Source organism: Jiangella endophytica, assembly GCF_003427025.1.
GTDB classification, from domain to species: Bacteria; Actinomycetota; Actinomycetes; order Jiangellales; family Jiangellaceae; genus Jiangella; species Jiangella endophytica.
Window position 1 is genome coordinate 104,063 of sequence record NZ_QVAI01000021.1, and the last position, 17,511, is coordinate 121,573.

Annotated in this window: 17 protein-coding genes; 8 read left to right on the plus strand and 9 right to left on the minus strand. The window is 72.3% G+C overall.

Translation table 11 applies throughout. The annotated features are described in order from the left end of the window. Positions 1 to 104 precede the first annotated feature (104 nt). A complete protein-coding gene (locus tag DZA62_RS30375) occupies positions 105 to 1,001 on the minus strand; it encodes an endonuclease domain-containing protein (protein WP_116952700.1) in 897 nt (298 codons plus the stop codon). Between the two features lie 164 nt (positions 1,002 to 1,165). Beyond that, a complete protein-coding gene (ligD, locus tag DZA62_RS30380) occupies positions 1,166 to 2,098 on the minus strand; it encodes a non-homologous end-joining DNA ligase (protein ID WP_116952701.1) in 933 nt (310 codons plus the stop codon). A 38-nt stretch (positions 2,099 to 2,136) separates the two neighbouring features. On the opposite strand from ligD, the gene DZA62_RS30385 reads away from it, so the two are divergent. Beyond that, the gene (locus tag DZA62_RS30385; RefSeq protein ID WP_116952702.1) at positions 2,137 to 2,988 is read left to right on the plus strand and encodes a phosphotransferase family protein; all 852 of its coding nucleotides are present in this window, start codon (positions 2,137 to 2,139) and stop codon (positions 2,986 to 2,988) included. Positions 2,989 to 3,093: 105 nt separating this feature from the next. On the opposite strand, the gene DZA62_RS30390 is transcribed toward DZA62_RS30385, so the two are convergent. Then, entirely contained in the window at positions 3,094 to 3,909 is an 816-nt protein-coding gene (locus tag DZA62_RS30390) for a hypothetical protein (RefSeq protein WP_116952703.1), read from the minus strand. A gap of 383 nt (positions 3,910 to 4,292) precedes the next feature. Beyond that, a complete protein-coding gene (locus tag DZA62_RS30395) occupies positions 4,293 to 4,658 on the minus strand; it encodes a metallopeptidase family protein (protein ID WP_116952704.1) in 366 nt (121 codons plus the stop codon). Between the two features lie 90 nt (positions 4,659 to 4,748). Here DZA62_RS30395 and DZA62_RS30400 point away from each other — a divergent pair, with 90 nt between their 5' ends. Next, positions 4,749 to 5,933, plus strand: coding sequence for a thiolase family protein (locus DZA62_RS30400; protein ID WP_116952705.1), 1,185 nt, complete (start codon positions 4,749 to 4,751; stop codon positions 5,931 to 5,933). Further along, positions 5,930 to 6,394 (plus strand): winged helix-turn-helix transcriptional regulator, encoded by a 465-nt coding sequence (locus DZA62_RS30405; protein WP_116952706.1) that lies wholly within the window; start codon positions 5,930 to 5,932, stop codon positions 6,392 to 6,394. The genes DZA62_RS30400 and DZA62_RS30405 overlap by 4 nt, the downstream gene beginning before the upstream one ends. A 299-nt stretch (positions 6,395 to 6,693) precedes the next feature. Here DZA62_RS30405 and DZA62_RS36025 read toward each other — a convergent pair whose 3' ends face one another. Beyond that, entirely contained in the window at positions 6,694 to 7,062 is a 369-nt protein-coding gene (locus DZA62_RS36025) for a DUF2255 family protein (RefSeq protein ID WP_157988004.1), read from the minus strand. Between the two features lie 28 nt (positions 7,063 to 7,090). After that, entirely contained in the window at positions 7,091 to 7,240 is a 150-nt protein-coding gene (locus tag DZA62_RS36030) for a hypothetical protein (protein ID WP_157988005.1), read from the minus strand. Positions 7,241 to 7,398: 158 nt separating this feature from the next. Here DZA62_RS36030 and DZA62_RS30415 point away from each other — a divergent pair, with 158 nt between their 5' ends. Beyond that, positions 7,399 to 7,611, plus strand: a complete 213-nt coding sequence (locus DZA62_RS30415; RefSeq protein WP_116952708.1) for a helix-hairpin-helix domain-containing protein — start codon at positions 7,399 to 7,401, stop codon at positions 7,609 to 7,611. Between the two features lie 139 nt (positions 7,612 to 7,750). Here DZA62_RS30415 and DZA62_RS30420 read toward each other — a convergent pair whose 3' ends face one another. The 3 genes from DZA62_RS30420 to DZA62_RS30430 form a co-directional block, all read right to left on the minus strand. Further along, positions 7,751 to 8,197, minus strand: a complete 447-nt coding sequence (locus DZA62_RS30420; protein WP_116952709.1) for a hypothetical protein — start codon at positions 8,195 to 8,197, stop codon at positions 7,751 to 7,753. Positions 8,198 to 8,248: 51 nt separating this feature from the next. Beyond that, positions 8,249 to 11,095, minus strand: a complete 2,847-nt coding sequence (locus DZA62_RS30425; protein WP_116952710.1) for a DEAD/DEAH box helicase family protein — start codon at positions 11,093 to 11,095, stop codon at positions 8,249 to 8,251. Between the two features lie 107 nt (positions 11,096 to 11,202). Beyond that, a complete protein-coding gene (locus tag DZA62_RS30430) occupies positions 11,203 to 12,810 on the minus strand; it encodes an FAD-dependent oxidoreductase (RefSeq protein WP_198664366.1) in 1,608 nt (535 codons plus the stop codon). A gap of 153 nt (positions 12,811 to 12,963) precedes the next feature. Here DZA62_RS30430 and DZA62_RS30435 point away from each other — a divergent pair, with 153 nt between their 5' ends. The 4 genes from DZA62_RS30435 (at position 12,964) to DZA62_RS30450 (ending at position 17,475) form a co-directional block, all read left to right on the plus strand. Further along, entirely contained in the window at positions 12,964 to 13,983 is a 1,020-nt protein-coding gene (locus DZA62_RS30435; RefSeq protein ID WP_116952712.1) for a LacI family DNA-binding transcriptional regulator, read from the plus strand. Positions 13,984 to 14,304: 321 nt separating this feature from the next. Then, the gene (locus tag DZA62_RS30440; protein ID WP_116952713.1) at positions 14,305 to 15,618 is read left to right on the plus strand and encodes an ABC transporter substrate-binding protein; all 1,314 of its coding nucleotides are present in this window, start codon (positions 14,305 to 14,307) and stop codon (positions 15,616 to 15,618) included. Positions 15,619 to 15,623: 5 nt separating this feature from the next. Further along, a complete protein-coding gene (locus tag DZA62_RS30445) occupies positions 15,624 to 16,574 on the plus strand; it encodes a carbohydrate ABC transporter permease (protein WP_116952714.1) in 951 nt (316 codons plus the stop codon). Continuing rightward, on the plus strand, positions 16,564 to 17,475 hold the full coding sequence (locus DZA62_RS30450; protein WP_116952715.1) for a carbohydrate ABC transporter permease: 912 nt from the start codon (positions 16,564 to 16,566) through the stop codon (positions 17,473 to 17,475). Before DZA62_RS30445 ends, DZA62_RS30450 begins: the two co-directional genes overlap by 11 nt. Positions 17,476 to 17,511 lie beyond the last annotated feature (36 nt).

Sequence of the window (17,511 nt, forward strand, 5' to 3'; positions counted from 1 at the left end):
TGTCTCGCCCGCCGCCGTGGCCCTGCCGCCCACAGCCCGCGTCGACCCGTTGATCATGGAGAAGTCGGGGTTCTCCGCCGCTCGGAACCCCGACTTCTCCATGATCAGCCGATGGCTGCGGAGCGGAGTTGGACGTGGCGGCGGATGCGGTCGATGGTCCGCTGACGGTGACGGAGGACGTCGTCGGCGGTGAGCACGATGACGATCCAGCCGGCGTCGCGCAGTTGTTCGTCGCGGAACCGGTCGCGACGCCATTGGCGTTGGTCGGTGCGGTGGTGATCGCCGTCGTACTCGATGGCGATGCGCAGCCGCGGGTACGACAGGTCGGGGCGGGCGAGCCAGGCGCCGGTGTCGTCGATGACGTTCACTCCCACCTCGGGGCAAGGAAGGCCGGCCGCGACGATGAGCAGGCGGACGCGCGTCTCCATGGGCGAGTCGACGCCGGGACGGATCATTCGGAGCGCCTCGCGGGCACGGACGATGCCCCGCCGTCGGGTCAGCCCGCAGACCTCGTCGTGCAGACCTTCGGGCGTGGTCCAGCGGCGCAGCATGGCGTCGCCGAGTGCGACGAGGTCATCCAGCCGCCAGGTGGCGGCCAGGTGGACGAACGTGCGTTCCGGCGCGACGACCGGCAGGCCGTGGACGTCGATGACGGTGCCCGGGTCCAGTCCGGTGCGGGCGTCGGTTCGATCCAGACGCGGCACTACGGCGCCGGGCGGCACGATGACGTCGACGCGTCCGTCGAACTCCGCGACAGGCAGGTCGCACAGCAACGCGGCGGTTTCGTGGCTGAACGCGACCTCGCGGGGGAGTGCGAGGCGGGCGGCCCGGCACGTCGTGACGAGTGTGTCCGGCAGCGATGCGGGGACGCGCACACCGCGGAACGGCCGCCGGAACCGCGGCCCGTCGAGGACGTCGACGGGTACGCCCGCCGACCTCGCGTGGCGGACGCGGAAGGGTCGCGAGCAGAACGGTTCGGGGATGACGACGCGGCGTGGCATCGCCCGATCATGACCGGTCCCGGATGATCTTGATCAGCGTTATCCACAGGCAAGTTGATCATGGAGAAGTCGGGGTTCCGAGTGACGGGGAGTCACGACTTCTCCATGATCGACAGTGGGCCGGGGGTGGACGTTGGACGGGGGTGGAGGTCGGGCCGGGACGGTCAGCCGGTGGGGAGGGCGTGCGCCTCGGTGAGCATCGGCTCGAGGAGGTCGCCGTCGTCGGCGAGGCGGCCGAGGACGTCGTCGATGTCGAACTGCAGCGGCAGCCGCTTGCGCGCCGTCGACCGGGCGCCCTGCTCGACCTCGTCCCAGGTGACCGGTGTCGACACCGTCGGGTGGGCCCGGGCGCGGACGGAGTACGGGGCGATCGTCGTCTTCGCGCCGTTGTTCTGCGACCAGTCGATGAACACCTTGCCGCCGCGCGCGGCCCGCTCCATGCGCGAGATCACCAGTTTCGGGTGCTCGCGCTCCAGCCGCTGCGCCAGCCCGCGCGCGTACCCACTGACCTCGTCGTCGGTCGCCGAGCCGTCCAGCGCGACGTACATCTGCATCCCCTTCGACCCGCTGGTCTTGGGGTAGGACGCCAGGCCGGCGTCGTCGAACAGCTCGCCGAGCAGCAGTGCGACCTGGCAGCACTCGATGATGTTCGCCGGTTCGCCCGGGTCGAGGTCGACGACCAGGCGGTCCGGGTGGGTGCCCTTGCCGTCGGCGCCGACGGTCCACTGCGGCACGTGCAGCTCGAGGACGGCGAGGTTCGCCAGCCACACCAGCGTCGCGAGGTCGTCGGCCATGACGTAGACGACGGTCTCGCGGTCCATCGTCGAGCCGGGCGACGGCAGCTCGGCCGTCCGCACCCACGACGGCGTGCCGCGCGGCGCGTTCTTCTCGAAGAAGCTGGCCTCCTCGACGCCGTTGGGCCAGCGTTTGCGGGTGACCGGGCGGTCGCGCAGGTGCGGCAGCAGCACCGGCGCGACGTGCGTGTAGTACTGGATGATCTCGCCCTTGGTCGTGCCGGTCTCCGGGTAGAGCACCTTCTCGAGGTTGCTCAGACCCAGGGTGCGGCCCTCGACGTCGACGTTGACCTTGCTCGGCATGTCTTGCAGTCTCTCCGACGCCGGGTACGTTCGCCAGCATGCTCGACGACATTCGCGCGGCGCTCGGGCGCCAGCTGCCCCGTCTCGCCGGCGCGCCGGTCGTGCCGCTCGGCGCCGGCCTGGACAACGTCGCCTACGAGGCCGGCGGTGAGCTGGTCCTGCGCCGCTCCCGCGACGACGACCCCGGTGTGCGGCTGGCGGCGGCACGGCACGAGGCGGCGCTGCTGACGGCGGTCGCGGCGGTGTCCAGCCTGCCGGTGCCGGAGCCGGTGTTCGTGGACGAGCCGACCGGGATCCTCGCGTACCGGCGGCTGACCGGCGCGCCGCTGCTGTTCCGTCCGGTCGCCGACCCGGCGGCCCTGGCCGAGCCGCTCGCGCGGTTCCTCACCGGCCTCCACGCCGACGCCGACGGCACGCTGTCCGCGCTGGTCGAGACCGACGGCGCGCCGGGCGAGCAGTGGCTGGCCGACGCGGCGGAGTCGTACGAGACGGCGGCCGAGGTGATCGCGCCGGCGGACCGCACCAGGGTCGAGACGTTCCTCGCCGCGCCGCCGCCCGGCCCGGCCCGCCGGTTGACGTTCTGCCACAACGATCTCGGCGCGGAGCACGTGCTGGCCGACGGCGCGGCGATCACCGGCGTCATCGACTGGACCGACGCGGCGATCGCCGATCCCGCCGTCGACCTCGGCCGGCTCTACCGTGACCTCGGCCCGGACGTCGTCGAGCGCATCGCCGGGTCGTACGACGGCGACGCGGACGCCGTCGCACCCGAGCGGGTCGTGTTCTACGCGCGGTGCGCACTGCTGGAGGACATCGCCTACGGCGTCGAGAGCGGCGCCGCGGAGTACGCCCGGCTGGGGCTGGCCCACCTGGACCACACCTTCGGCTGACTCTGGACGAGTGGGTCCGAGCCGTCGGGGAGCCGAGCCGGGACGAGGCGTTCTGGCGCATGACCAGGCATGCCTGCCAGGTGGAGCCGGAGGACGCCCGGTGTCCTACCCCTCAGGGGTGGGCGTCTCTTCGGGTGTCGGCGTCGGCGTCGGGGTGGGCGTGGCCGAGGGCATCGGCAGGTGCGGGAGCGGCGACGGGCTGGCCTGGCCGCCGCCGAGCAGGCAGAGCGCCAGTTCGAGCGGCGACAGGTCGATCTCGAGGCAGATGCCGCCGTCCTCGTCGTCCTCGTCGTCCGACGCCTCGTCGTCGTCCGCCGTCGGCTTCTCGGTCGGCTTGCTGATGGTCGGCCTGTCGGTGGGCGTGGGGTCGTCGTCATCGGGCAGCGAGCTGGTCGGCCGGTTGGTCGGCAGCTCGATGCCGGGCACCTCGGTGGCGTCGCCGCTGGGCTCGTCGGACGGGTCGCCCTCGTCGGACGGAGTGTCGTCGGGACGGCCGGTCTCGGTCTCGCCGGGGTTCTCGGACGGGTCGCCGGTGTCGCCGTCGCCGGACCCGGTGCCGTCGCCGCCTCCCGGCTCCGCGTCGGGCTCGTCGGAGGAGTCACCGCCGCCGCCGGACTGGCCGCCGCCGTTGCCGTCGTCGCCCTGATCGTCGGGGTCGGCGGAGGCGGAGCCGTCGTCGTCGCCCTCGGCCGGGGTGCCGCCGGGACCCTCGCCACCGGAGGACTCGTCGGGCTCGTCGCCGGGCGAGGCGATGATCTGGTCGGCCGACGGCAGCCGGTTGATGCCGAGCGCGTGGTCGATGCTGGGCACCAGCATGTTGCCCAGCGTGATGCCGAGCGTGGCCGCGAACGCGCAGACGATGACCACCGGGTAGCGGCGGACCTTGTCGAAGAGCCAGGCGGCCGGGGACGGCCGGGACACGCCGAACCGGGGGCCGCTGGACTTGGCCCCATGGCCACGTCGGCGTCCCGTCGACTTCTCTTGCCGAGCCCTGCTGATCGACCGAGATCCCTTCTGGTGTCCGGAGGGAGATCTGGCGAAATTCGCACGAAGCCGCTACAGATCGCCCCCCAGTTGCGTAACCCTACTCAGGCGCGTGGAGGCGGCAAAAGCCGTTCCGCAGATTTCGTCAGTTCAGTCCACAGGGGTGGTCCGTTCGTACGGTAGACAGCGCCGAGATGTTGCGGCAAGAGGCCTCTGGCCTGGGCAAACATAGTCTTCGTGACCTTGCCGTGGGTGATGGTCGACGCCGTCGACGGAGGGCGGAAAGTCCTGGTTCGGGGTGAATTGCGGAAATGCCCCGGTCAGTACCATCCGAGCTCCCGCAGCCGGGTCTCGGCGATGCCGAACGCGTGCCCGATCTCGTGTCCCAGCACCTTCCGCACTCGCGTCGCGACGTCGTCGGGTGTCTGGCTGACCTTCAGGATCGGGACGCGGTACAGCTCGATGCGGTCGGGCAGGCTGCCCGGCACGCGGCCGCCGATGCGCGTGCGCGCGACCCCGTGGAACTGGCCGAGCAGCAGCCCGCGACCGTGCCAGTCGGCCGGCGGCTCGTCGTCGACCATGATCGCGATGCCGGCGACGGCCTCCTGCACCCAGTCGGGCAGTTCTTCCAGCGCCTGCGTGACGATGCCCTCGAACGCGTCGAGGTCGATGGCGTCGGCGTCCACGTCGCGAGTCTATTTCCGGCGGACGGCGGGGCGACGAGGTCAGCGAAAGTAGTGGGTTGGATTATCCAACCCAGCAGTTAGAGTGGTGTCATGCGAGAAGCTGTCATCGTCGACGCGGTTCGTACGCCACTCGGGAAGGGCAAGCCGGGCGGCGCGCTGGCCGGCGTCCACCCCGTCGACCTCCATGCCACGGCCCTCCATGCGCTCGTCGAGCGCACCGGCCTCGACCCGGCCGCGGTCGACGACGTCATCAGCGGCGCCGTCGGGCAGATCGGCGAGCAGAGCATGAACACCGCCCGCTGGGCCGCGCTGGCCGCCGGGTTCCCCGAGTCGGTGCCCGCCGTCACCGTCGACCGGCAGTGCGGCAGCAGCCAGCAGGCCGTCCACTTCGCGGCGCAGGGCGTCATCAGCGGCGCCTACGACGTCGCCATCGCGTCCGGCGTCGAGTCGATGAGCCGGGTCCCCATCGGCAGCCAGGCGGCCGGTCGCGACTTCCTCGGCGAGGGCATCGCGCAGCGCTATCCGGACGGGCTCGTGCCGCAGGGGGTCAGCGCCGAGCTGATCGCGGCCCGCTACGCCCTGCCGCGCGAGCGGCTGGACGAGTTCGCGCTGGCCAGTCACCAGCGTGCGGCCGCCGCCTGGCGCGACGGCCGGTTCGCCGCCGAGGTGGTCCCCGTCCCCGGCGCCGACCTCACGGTCGACCAGTCGGTCCGGCCGGACACGTCGGCCGAGGCACTGGCCGGGCTGAAGCCGTCCTTCTGGGCCGACGTGTGGGAGCGGCGCTTCCCGGAGATCGGCTGGCAGGTCACCGCCGGCAACTCGTCGCCGGTCAACGACGGCGCGGCGGCGGTGCTGATCGTCGAGCGCGAGACGGCGCGACGGCTCGGGCTGCGGCCGCGTGCCCGGCTGCACTCGTTCGCCGTCGCCGGGGCCGACCCGCTGCTCATGCTGCTGGGCATCATCCCGGCGACGCGCAAGGTGCTCGACCGCGCCGGGCTGACCCTGGCCGACATCGACGCGTTCGAGGTGAACGAGGCGTTCGCCAGCGTCGTCCTGGCCTGGCTGGACGAGACCGGCGCCGACCCCGCCACGGTGAACGTCAACGGCGGCGCCACCGCCATCGGGCACCCGCTGGGCGCGAGCGGCGCACGCCTGACGACCACGCTGCTGTCGGTGCTCGAGCAGACCGGCGGCCGGTACGGGCTGCAGACCATGTGCGAGGCCGGCGGCCTCGCCAACGCGACCATCGTCGAGCGGCTGGACGGCGCGGCGTGACCTCGTCGTCGGCGCGGGAGTGCTCGATCGCCAACGCGCTGGCCGTGGTCGGCGAGCGGTGGAGTCTGCTGGTGCTGCGCGAGGTGCTGCTGGGCAACCTCCGCTTCGACGCGATCGCCGCCGCCACCGGCGGCAGCCGCGACATCCTGGCCACCCGGCTGCGCACCCTGGTCGAGGCGGGCGTGCTGGAGCGACGGCTCTACTCGGAGCAGCCACAGCGGTACGAGTACCTGCCGACGCAGGCCGGGCGGGCGCTGCAACCGGTGCTGCTCGCGCTGATGGAGTGGGGCGACCGCTACGTCACGCAGGGCCCGCCGCCGACCGTGTGGGAGCACTCCTGCGGCGCGGAGCTGCATCTCGCGGCCGTGTGCGCGGCCTGCGGCGCGCCCGTCGGGTCGGGAGAGTCCCGCCTGGTCCGCCTCGGCGGGGTGGACCGATCCTCGAGGAGTGAGCCCGAATGAACTCCCGTGGTCGTGAGGGATGAAGGAGCGACTGTTCAGCGCGCTGGTCCTTGTCCTTGGCAAGGTCCATCGTCGCCCGGCCGTCTGACTCGTCCGGGTTGCGGAGCGGTGAGCCTTGCCGAGGTGACCGGTCCGCATGAGGCCTCCACTGGAGGCAGGGCTATGAGGCGTTCTGGCGCGTCACGAGGCATGCATGCCTGGTGGAGCGGGAGAACGCCTGGTGTTGTCCGCGATCGTTGATGATCATCGCGGTCGACAAGCACGCTGCGGCCCCACCACCGACAATCGGGCCCACTCGTCTAGACCGGCGTCACCCGCAGCGTGGACGTGCGGACGTCGCCGGTGATCATCATGCGCAGGGCCGAGCCGGAGCCGGCGTACTTGCGGCTGTAGGCGTCGTCGATCAGGACGTTCGTCGCCTCGTCGGTGACCGGCTCGGCGGCGACGTCGTAGCGGGTGGTCCCGTCGACGAACGCGGCCCGGCCGGTGCGCCGGATGCGGGCGTACCACCTGGAGGAGTCGCCGTAGCCGTTGCGGATGTAGGCCTCGCCGTCGACGACGACGGCCCAGATCTTCGTGACGATCTCGCGGCCGTCCTCGGTCCGCGTCGCCAGCCGGACGGTGCCGGTGCGGTTCAGGTGGTCGAGAGCTGCACTGCTGTCGGTCATGATCGTGACAACCACCTGCGGGCCGCGCCTATGCCGCGCCGGCGTGGGCGAGGACGCGGGCGAGCGCGGCGTCGGCGTCCATCGCGGCGGTGTCGAGGGACAAGTGCTCGACGACCGCCAGCCGCGCTCCGTGCTCGTCGGCGAGGCCGCGCCAGTGCCGCAGCACCGCGTCGTCCACCAGGCAGTCGGCGACCGCGGACTGGCCGAGCAGCAGTTGCCGGGCAGCCCGGTGAGCACGACGACGGTCGGTGGCGCGGGCACGGCGACCATTCTGCCGGCCGGTGGACTGTCGGAGGCGGCCCCTACGATCGACGGCAGCCGAAGGAGAGGACGCCCATGCCACCCCAGGACTCCCCCGTCCCGACGGAGTATCCGCAGGCCATCGGCCGCACCGCCCGCCGGGAACTCGCGCTGAACGGCTACACCCGCTACGACCAGCTCACCGCGGTGACGCCGAAGCAGTTGCTCGCCATCCACGGGGTCGGGCCGAGGTCGGTCCGCATTCTCACCGACGAGCTCGAGGCGCGCGGCCTGTCCTTCGGCAGCTGACACGGTGACGGCCCCGGCCCGCCACGAGGGCGCATGGGCCGTCCGCCGGCTGCGGATCCACGGCCCGCCGCGGCCTGCGGATGAGCGAGCATCCGCTGCCGCCGCCCCGGCGAGTGAGCCTGCCGCCGTGGCCGACTGATCAGAGTCGATCCGGGACCGCCGTCTCCTCGAGGCCGAGGAGACGGCGGACGGCGGCGCGCGACGCGAGCAGGACCAGGACCAGCAGCGTCACCGAGAAGAACCCGCCCAGGCTCACCGCGTCGCCGAAGACCAGGTCGACCAGCTCGAGGACGACGAACTTGCTTCCCGCCGCCACCGCCCACAACGACAGGCCGGCCGCGGCCTTCCCGCCCCGCGTCGCCGCCGCGTGGAACCGGGCGACGATCCTGCCTTTGACGGCGATGACGACCTCGAGGGCCAGCTTGAGCAGCACCGCTGTGAGCAGCGAGAGCGTGAAGCCCTCGCTGATCACGGAGGGGACGTACTCGATCGCCAGGTTGAGCACGACGACGTACACGAACAGGTCGACGACGTGGCCCGGGTGCTCACGGACCCACCGGCCCGCCGCCCGCCCTGCAGTGATCACAGCGCCATCATGACGCACATCGACGGTGGGCCTTCTCTCGCGCCCAACGCGTCAGCGCCACGCGACGCGCAGCGCGGTCGTCGCGGCGAACGGGTCGAGGCCGCGATGCGTGACGAGGATGCCCTCGCCCTCGGGCGTGGCGGTGCGCACGGGTTCGCCGCCGCTCACCCAGCGGTGCCAGGCCGCGACGAAGGCACGCACCCTGCGCACGTTGGCGCCCAGGACCGACGGCACCGCGTGGTAGACGACCGCGTTCGGCGGCGCGTGACCCGAGAGCCAGGCCCGGCCGGCCCGGCGCAGCGCGTCGGGTGTCGCCGGCAGCGGCTCGACGAGGTGGCGCGGCACCACGTAGCGGGGTGAGACCAGCGGCGCGAGCAGCTCGTCCAGCGCGGTGACGAACAGCGAGGACGTCTCCGCGCTCGCCCCGGCGAGGACGACGCGATACGTGCCGTCCCGCTCGACTGCGGCTGTCACCGCGTCGGCGCCGACGTCCGAGAGGCCTGCCTCGTGGAGGGCGTCGGCGACGGCGGAGGCGAAGGCGAGCGGGTCCGGCCCGGCGGCCAGCTCGGCCAGGTCCCGGCCGGCGGCGAGCTGGGCCGCGCGAGTGTGGCGGACGAGCAGGCCGCCGGCCACGGCGGCGAGGAGCAGCGTCAGGACGGCCGGCCACCACAGTGCAGCTGAGGCGAGGACGGCCGTCAGCACGGCGGTCAGCACCGCCCCGCCACCCGCGGCTGCGCGCCCTCGCACAGGAGAGGTGTCCGGCCCCGAGCCGGCCCGGACGGCGCCGTGCGACGCGGGCACCAGGACGGGTGGTCTCCGGGCGGGGACGGACTCGGCCGGCGCGGCCCAGCCGGGCGGCCGGCCGCGGCGCGGGGTCACCCGGATGGTGTGCACCAGCTCGTCGCGGTACAGCGTGCCGACCTCCCACAGCGCCCGCACCCGGTCCCGGTCCTGCGCCCGGGCCAGCATCATGGCGTTCTCGGCGGCGAACTCGGCCACCGGCGGCGGCGCGAACGGCGAGAGCCGGGGGTCGACGTGGCCGACCCCGGAGGCGATCTCGCCGGAGTCGGTGACGGCGAAGTAGCCGTCGTGTTTGCGGACGAACCTGTCCCAGCTGCTCGTGCCCCCGGGATGTTCCTCGGAGACGCACACGACGGTCCATGTGTGCGCGACCTTCTCGGCCCAGTCCGGGTCGATGCGCAGCGCCCGGCCGCGGGTCTGCACCACTGCCGTCGGCGTGGTGGCGGTCGTGAGGTCGACGAGCGTGTTGACGCCCCTGGCGTCCCAGCCCTCGCCGAGCAGCGCCCGTGTGCCGACGAGCGCCCGTGTCGCGCCGGTCTCGTAGAAGCGGGTGACCAGCGGCACCCAGTGCCGCGATCGCCAGCCGCCCGTGACGTCGACCGCACCCGTGGCCCGCGCCGGGACGTCGTCCAGGCGCAGGCCGGGCGCGTGCTCGCGCACGAAGGACACCAACTCGCGTGCCGTGGCCGCGTCGGTGGCCACGGCACGCCCGGTGACCAGCACCGGGTGCAGCACCGCCGTGCGTGGATCGGACAGCAGGCGGGTGAGCACGAGTCGCGCCGACCCCGCCTCGGCGTCGAGGACCCCACGCAGCCGGGCCGGCAGGGTGGCCGCGGCCCGCTCGTGGTCGCACAGCACCAGGGCGCGCAGCCGGCCGCCGAGGTTCGCGGTCTCGGCGGCCAGGATCTCCACCGTGGCGTCGGTGGTCGCCTCGCTCCGGGCCAGCACCCGGTCGACGGGGGAGCGGCCGCGGCGGATGCCGCGCTTCGTGAGCTGGTACCCGACACCGGGCAGGGCGGCCCGGATCGCGTCGACGGCGTCGCGGTCGCGCGGGTGGTCCGAGGTCAGCAGGCCGGCCGAGACGTAGTCGTGCAGCAGCGTCACCCAGTCCTGCGCGGTCGGGTCGTGCCGGTGCTCCTCGCGCACGACGGCGCCGTCGGGAAGGGCGAGCAGCCCGGCGTGGTGGAGGCGGAGCGCGGCCGCCGCCAGTTCAGGCGCGTCGCCCTCGAGCCTGGACCACGCCAGCGCCGGCGCCGCGCCGTCGCTCGCCCGTCGCGTCACGAACCGCTCGTCGAGCCAGCTCAGGAAGCCGATGCCGGCGAAGTCCGGCGCGAGCAGGTCGTTCTGGAGCTCCGCGAACCGTTCGGCCTGCCCGGCCAGCCACTGCGACTCCGTCGGCGACGGCGACGTGAACCAGGCCAGTTCGGCGAACGGCGCGAGGTGTCCCTCCCGCACGACGGCGGGGATCGACGTGCTGTAGAGCGGCGACCCGAACAGCCGCTCGACCAGGTCGGCCTGATCGGCCGTCAGGGTGTTCGGCGGTGTCCCGGTCAGCCCGATGACGTGCGCCTGCGGCAGGTCGTCCAGGAGCTCGGCCAGCAGCCGGCCCCACACCTCGAGCAGATGATGACACTCGTCCAGGACGACGGTGACAGGCCCGGCGGCCTCCAGCGCCCCGACCAGCGCACGGCCGTTCTCGTGCAGCCGGTCCCGCAGGCCGCCCGCCCGCCGGTGCCCCTCCTCGTCGACCTCCGCGTCCGGGTCGAAGGTGGCCAGCGCCTGATACGTCAGGGCCGACACGGGAAGCTCCAGACTCCGGTCCGTTCCGGCCGGGATGCGCGCCGGGGTGAACTCCCGCCAGGCCGCGATCCACTGTCCTTGGATCGCGGTGTTCGGCCCGAACACGACGATCGGCTGTTCCAGGCGGCGGGCCGCCTCGAGCCCGACGAGGGTCTTGCCGGTGCCGGGCGGCAACACGACCCACGCGCGGCGCCGGCCCGCCGCGAAGGCCGCGCCGAGGGCGTCGAGGGCGTGACGCTGGTGTCGGCGGAACGGCCGCGGATAGCCGACGCCCGCCCACGGCACCTCGACGCGCATCGGCACATCATGCCCGACGTCAGACGCCCGGGGCGCGCATGGAGACGTCGTCCCAGTGTCGAGGACCTTCAGGCCCGTCGGTGCCGCGGGCAGTGGCCCACGGCCTGTCACCAGTGCCGGTGGCCGCCGGTCCAGTGGAGCTGGACGCCGCGGGCGTCGAGGTGGGCCTGGAAGTCGCCGACGGCGGCCTCGCTCGCGGCGACGGCGTGCGGCTCCGTCGCCGCGTCCAGGCAGTAGGCCGCCAGCGTTCCCGCGGCCTCGCCCACGCTCCACTCGACGGGGTGCAGGCGGTAGCAGCCGTTGGTGATCTGGGTGGTGCCGATGTTCTTGGCCGCCGGCAGCAGGTTGCGGACCCGCCGCGGGATCAGCGCGCGCAGCGGGATCTGGAACGGCTGCGGGACGCCGCCCGCGCCCCGTCCGTCGCCGGTGGTGTGGTGGCGGTCGATCCAGAAGTAGTGCCCGACTCCCACGGTGTCCGGGAACGGCTGCGCGCCCGCGTCGCCGCGGTACGTCGTGGACACCTCCTGCTCGACGATCGTCTTCAGCGCCAGGACGCGCCGGGATTCGCGGATGTACGGGTGCATCGCGAACCCGTCGTCGGTGCCGGCGACGTCGGCCCGCAGCCGCAGGCCCGGCCAGCCGGTGCCGCCGTCGGGCCGGGGCGCGTCGGTCTGCAGCCAGTACAGCAGTGACCGGCTCAGCGCCTTCGCGCCGGCCCAGTGCTCGGCCGCGTCCGGCACGCCGAACAGCGGCCCGCCGACGTAGTCGTTCATCGGCCAGTTCACGACCACGACGTCGCTGCGGTAGAAGCCGTCGCGGAACTGCCGGCGCGCGGCGATCCGCCGGTAGTTCCACAGCTCGGGCGCGAGACCCATGTTCCGGTGGTCGAGGTCGATCTCGTCGCCGTCGACGTTCGGTGTCAGGGTGTAGACCCGCCCGGGCTTCCCCGCGGGCGTCACCGGCTCGCCGAAGCTGAGGATGCGCCGGCCGTCGAGCTGGGGCGGGCGCAGGTCGCGCCAGTACGCGTAGTCGTCCGGCCGGTCGATGGTGTGGTCCTCGCCCTCGAGGTGGTCGATCGCGAAGCACCAGCTCACGCCCTGCATGTCGGTAGGGTCGGCCGTCGGCCAGGCGCCGGGCTCACCGGTCGTCTCCCGCGACTCCCGGCCCGAGACGTGCTCGACGCCGCCGAGCGGCAGCAGGTCGCCGAGCTCCGTCGCGTCGAGGTAGTAGGAGGCGGTGATGTCGGTGAGCACGCCCGAGGCCGACCGCACCCGCACACCGGTGACGTGGTCGCCGTCGGTGCCGACCTCGATCGGCTCGGTGCGCATCAGCACGACGAGGCGGTCCGAGCTGCGATAGGGCTGGAGCAGATCGTCGATGACGGCGACGGCGACCCGCGGGTCGACGCTCACCGGGCTCACCCAGGCGTGGCCCGGGTTGAGCCGTGGGTCGGCTCGGGCCGCCTCGGTGAGCGGGTAGTGCGCGCGGTAGTAGGCGCGCAGCGCGTCGCGGAACTCCCGGTACGAGCGGTTGGCGCCGTCGGTCTCGATGTACAGGTGCTCGTCGGTCGGGACCAGCTGACTCGTCAGCTGTCCGCCGAGCCAGCCGGTCGGTTCGGTGATGACCACCCGCCGTCCCGCCCGCAGGGCGGCCAGGGCGGCGGAGACCCCGCCCAGCCCGCCACCGATCACCGCGACGTCTGCCTGGAGTTCCACGCTGAGCTCGCTTCCGGCCGGGAGTGGGTGTGTCATGCTGCCCGCGATGGCCGCCGGGACTGCGGCAACGGTAACCCGAGTTTTCGTAGAATTCTAGGTTAGAGTTGCGGATCGCAGGCCTTTCCAGGCGGTCCGAACGAGAGGAGTCATGCCGTGTCGAACCGGGGGGCGAATCGTAAGAAGCCCTCGCTGGCCGACGTCGCGCAGATCGCGGGCGTGTCGATCTCGACGGTCTCGAAGGTGGCCAACGGGAGCGCCGACGTCTCCGACGTCACGCGCCAGCGCGTCGAGCGGATCCTCAAGGAGCGCAGGTACGTCGCCACGAAGAAGCGCCGTGGCTCGCTGACCCCGGTGGCGGTGCTCGCCCGCGACATGCACTCGCCGTACACCCTCGACGTCATCAGGGGCGCGGTCGACGCCGCGGCGCCGGCGCAGGTCGACATCAACGTCTCCCTCCACCCCGACGACGCCCGCGACCTGCGCTGGATCGACGAACTCCACGCCGCCGGCCGGCGGGGCGTCATCGCCATCACGTCGGTGCTCGACGAGCAGCAGCGGCAGCGGTTCGCCGGGCACGGCCTGCCGCTCGTGGTGATCGATCCGCTCAACAACCCCGACGAGGACACCTACAGCGTCGGGGCCACGAACTGGGCCGGCGGCCTGGCGGCCACGGAACACCTACTCGAGCTCGGCCACCGCCGCATCGTCATGCTCAGTGGATTCGAGGCGGCCCTGGCCAGCCGGGCCCGGGTGTCGGGCTATCGCGCGGCGCTCAACGGCGCCGGCCGGGAGCACGACGAGCCACTGGTGGTCCCGGGCGACTTCACCTACGACTCCGGACTCGAGCTCGCCGCCGAGGTGCTCGCGGCCCCGGACCGCCCGACGGCGATCTTCGCGGCCTCGGACTTCCAGGCCCTCGGTGTCATCGAGGCGGCCCGCCGGGCCGGGCTGCGGGTGCCCGAGGACCTCAGCGTCATCGGTTTCGACGACCTCATCATGGCCCAGATGTCCTCGCCACCGCTGACCTCGGTGCGCCAGCCCCTCGACCTGATGGGCGCCACCGCGGTGGAGACGATCGTCGCGCTGCTGGCCGGTTCGACCGCCCGTCCGCACCACACCGAGCTCGCCACCCGCCTGATGGTCCGCGGCTCGACCGCTGCGCCGCGGGCCTGACCGGCCTGCTCTCACTCCCTCCGGACGCCGCTCGGCGCGCCGGGGTTCGACCCTGCCCTGCACTCTGCTCTGAGCCCGAGCGCGGCACCGAAAATTCTATGGAACTTCTCTAGAACTTTTCGGAGAGCTGCAGTACTGTTACGCCGCCAGCAGGCAACGATCTGCTCCTGAACGCCGACGTTTGGGGAGGGATTCGACGATGCCGTCGCCACTCGCGCCGGATGTGCTCGTCAGCGGACCACCCCACTGCCAGGGAAGCAGCGTCGGGCCCGGTCACGCCGGGAATCGCCCGACCCGCCAGCACATCCGACAGGAGACGCCATGAAGCAACCCACGTTCCGCCGGCCCGTGTCCACGACCATCGCGGTCCTGGGCTCCACCTGCCTGCTCCTGGCCGCGTGCAGCGGCGGCGACGGCGACACCGCCGGCGACGCCGGGGACGGCCCGGTCGACCTGCGGATGGTCATGTGGAGCGCCAACGAGGGGCACCACGAGATCTTCGAGCAGATCGCCGACGCCTACATCGACCAGCACCCGGACCTGGTCAGCAGCGTGACCTTCGAGCCGATCACCGGCTCCAGCTACGTCAGCGCGCTCACCACCCAGATCGCCGGCGGGCAGGCCCCGGACCTCGCCTGGGTCTCCGAGGGCTACGCCGCCCAGTTCGTCCAGAGCGGCGTGTTCGCCGACCTGACGCCCACGTTCAGCGAGGCCGAGGGGTACGACCTCGACGACCTGCTGCCCGACGCCGTCGAGCTCTGGTCGGTCGACGGCGACCTGTACGGGTACCCGTTCTCCAACAGCCCGTTCGGCATCTTCGTCAACCTCGACCTACTCGCCGCCGCCGGTCAGCCCGTGCCGCGCGACCTGGTCGCCGGCGGCGAGTGGACCTGGGACCGGGTCATGGAGATCGCGGCGGCGACGGCCCAGAGCCAGGGCGTCGCCGGGTTCCAGCCGGCCGCCGACCCGTACACGATGTGGAACGACGCGCTCGGCGCGATGTGGATGTCCTGGGGCGCCCAGCCGTGGAGCGAGGACGGCGCCGAGTGCACGTTCGACTCCCCGGAGATGGTCGAGTTCTTCGACTGGTTCCACACGCAGATCTTCACCAACGGCGCGGTGCCCGGACCGGGCGAGGAGCACGACTTCGCCTCCGGCCAGGTGGCGGTCCGGATGGGGCAGCTCAGTGCCTCGACCGGCCTCGGCGACGCGTTCCAGTGGGACTTCCTCCCGCTGCCGGCCGGGCCCGAGGGGACGGTCCCGGTGGTCGGGCAGGGTGGGGTCGGCGTCGTCGCCCGCGGCGACAACCCCGATGTCGCCGCGGACTTCCTGGCCTACTTCACCAACCCCGAGAACTCGGCGCTGCTGGCGCAGTTCTTCCCGCCGCCGCGGGAGTCGCTGCTGACCGTCGAGGCGCTGACCGCCGCCGCGCCGGCGTTGTCCCCGGAGCAGCTCCAGGGCACGGTGATCGACCAGGCGCTCGAGGCGCGGACGAAGGCCGGCAACCCGGCGATGAGCGAGCTCACCGACGCGGTGCGCATGGACCTCGACGGGCTGTGGGTGGCCGACGGCGACGCGGAGACGGTGCTCGGCCAGGTGTGCGAGGACATCGCCCCGATCCTCTCGGGCAGCTGAGCGGCGTGGTCGCCGACGTCGCCCAGGTCGCCGGCCGCGTGTCCGGAGGCGCCCCGCCGCGGCGCGCCTCCGGTGCCCGGCGCGCGGCCAGGCTGGACGCCCTGGTCGGGCTCGCGTTCGTGTCTCCGGTGGTCATCGGCGTGATCGTGCTCGGCCTGGTGCCGTTCGGGTTCGTCATCTGGTACGCGATGCACGAATGGACGCCGCTGATCGGGCAGTTCGACTGGGTCGGGCTGGACAACTTCAGCCGGCTGGCCGCCGACGACGCGGTCCGGTCGTCCTTCGTCACGACGTTCCAGTTCGCCGCCCTGCTCATGGTGCTGAACATCAGCCTCGCCATGGCGCTCGCGCTGCTGCTGAACCAGCGCCTGCGCGGCATCACGACCTTCCGCACGTTCTTCTTCTCGCCGATGGTCGTGTCGGCGGTGGCGTGGGTCGTCGTGTGGAACTACCTCGTGGCGAGCAACGGCGGGATCAACGGGTTCCTGTCCGTGCTCGGGATCGACGGGCCCAACTGGCTGCGCGACCCGTCGTGGGCGCTGGTGACGCTGGTGGTGATCCAGGTCTTCAAGGGCGTGGGGATGAACATGATCCTGTTCCTCGCGGCGCTGCAGGGCGTGCCCGCGGAGCTCAAGGAGTCCGCCCGCATCGACGGCGCGTCGCCGCGGCGGATCTTCCGCTCGATCACCCTGCCGCTCATCGCACCGACGATCCTGCTGGTCACGATGATCACCATGATCGGCGCGATGGACGTCTTCGTGCCGATCCAGATCATGACCCAGGGCGGTCCGGGCGACTCGACGATGGTGATCTCGTACCTGCTGTACCGCACGGCGTTCGAGCAGCAGGACTTCGGCTACGCGTCGGCGATCGGCGTGCTGCTGTTCGTCGTCGTGCTCGGGCTCGCCGCGCTGCAGTGGAGCACCCGCAACAGGTGGGTGCACGATGAGGTCTGAGACCCTGCCCGCCGCACCGGAGACCCGCCCGCGGCCGGCCCCGAGCCCCAGCGCCGCCCGGGCCCGGCGGCGCGGCCTGCTGACCAAGGTCGTGCTGTACGGCCTGCTGGTCGTGATGTCGGTGCCGTTCCTGTACCCGACGCTGTGGATGCTCTTCTCCGCGTTCAAGCCGGTCGACGAGATCTTCGCCGTCCCGCCGTCCCTGCTGCCGAGGGACTGGACCCTCGACGGCGTCTCGAAGATCTTCACCGTCACGCCGTTCGCGCGGCAGTACCTGAACTCGCTCTACATCGCCGTGGTGGTGACGATCGGCTCGATCATCGTGTGCTCGATCGCCGGGTACGCCTTCGCGCGCATCAGGTTCCCGTTCGCCGGGAAGCTCTTCCTCGTCCTGATGTCCGGGATGATGATCCCGGGCGAGGTCACGATCATCCCGATCTTCCGCTGGGTCGCCGACCTGGGCTGGATGGACACCCACCTGCCGCTGATCATCATCCCGATCTTCGGCCCGGCCAGCATCGTCGGGGTCTTCATCTTCCGGCAGTTCTTCCTCTCGCTGCCGCAGGAGCTGGAGGAGGCCGGGCGCCTGGACGGGCTCGGCCGGCTGGGGATCTTCCTGCGGATCGCCTTCCCGCTGTCCGGACCGGCGATCGCCGCCGTCGCGATCATGAAGTTCCTGGCCTCGTTCAACATGTACTTCGAGCCACTGATCTTCCTGCGCAGTGAGGAGCTGTTCACGGTGGGCCTCGCGCTCACCCGCTACCAGGACAGCTACGGCGAACCGCTCCACAACACCCAGATCGGCGCCACCGCGCTCACCGTCGTCCCCATCCTCCTCGTCTTCCTGTTCGCCCAGCGCCAGTTCGTCGAGGGCCTGTCGCGAACCGGCCTCAAGGGCTGACCCGCCCGCATCGTCCACCATCCGCGCGTCCCGCAA

What these genes read in the sequence shown, in the direction of transcription:
- DZA62_RS30375 (WP_116952700.1), bottom strand. Translation starts at nt 1,001, where the DNA reads ATGCCACGCCGCGTCGTCATCCCCGAACCGTTCTGCTCGCGACCCTTC.
- ligD (WP_116952701.1), bottom strand. Translation starts at nt 2,098, where the DNA reads ATGCCGAGCAAGGTCAACGTCGACGTCGAGGGCCGCACCCTGGGTCTG.
- DZA62_RS30385 (WP_116952702.1), top strand. Translation starts at nt 2,137, where the DNA reads ATGCTCGACGACATTCGCGCGGCGCTCGGGCGCCAGCTGCCCCGTCTC.
- DZA62_RS30400 (WP_116952705.1), top strand. Translation starts at nt 4,749, where the DNA reads ATGCGAGAAGCTGTCATCGTCGACGCGGTTCGTACGCCACTCGGGAAG.
- DZA62_RS36025 (WP_157988004.1), bottom strand. Translation starts at nt 7,062, where the DNA reads ATGACCGACAGCAGTGCAGCTCTCGACCACCTGAACCGCACCGGCACC.
- DZA62_RS30415 (WP_116952708.1), top strand. Translation starts at nt 7,399, where the DNA reads ATGCCACCCCAGGACTCCCCCGTCCCGACGGAGTATCCGCAGGCCATC.
- DZA62_RS30425 (WP_116952710.1), bottom strand. Translation starts at nt 11,095, where the DNA reads ATGCGCGTCGAGGTGCCGTGGGCGGGCGTCGGCTATCCGCGGCCGTTC.
- DZA62_RS30440 (WP_116952713.1), top strand. Translation starts at nt 14,305, where the DNA reads ATGAAGCAACCCACGTTCCGCCGGCCCGTGTCCACGACCATCGCGGTC.
- DZA62_RS30450 (WP_116952715.1), top strand. Translation starts at nt 16,564, where the DNA reads ATGAGGTCTGAGACCCTGCCCGCCGCACCGGAGACCCGCCCGCGGCCG.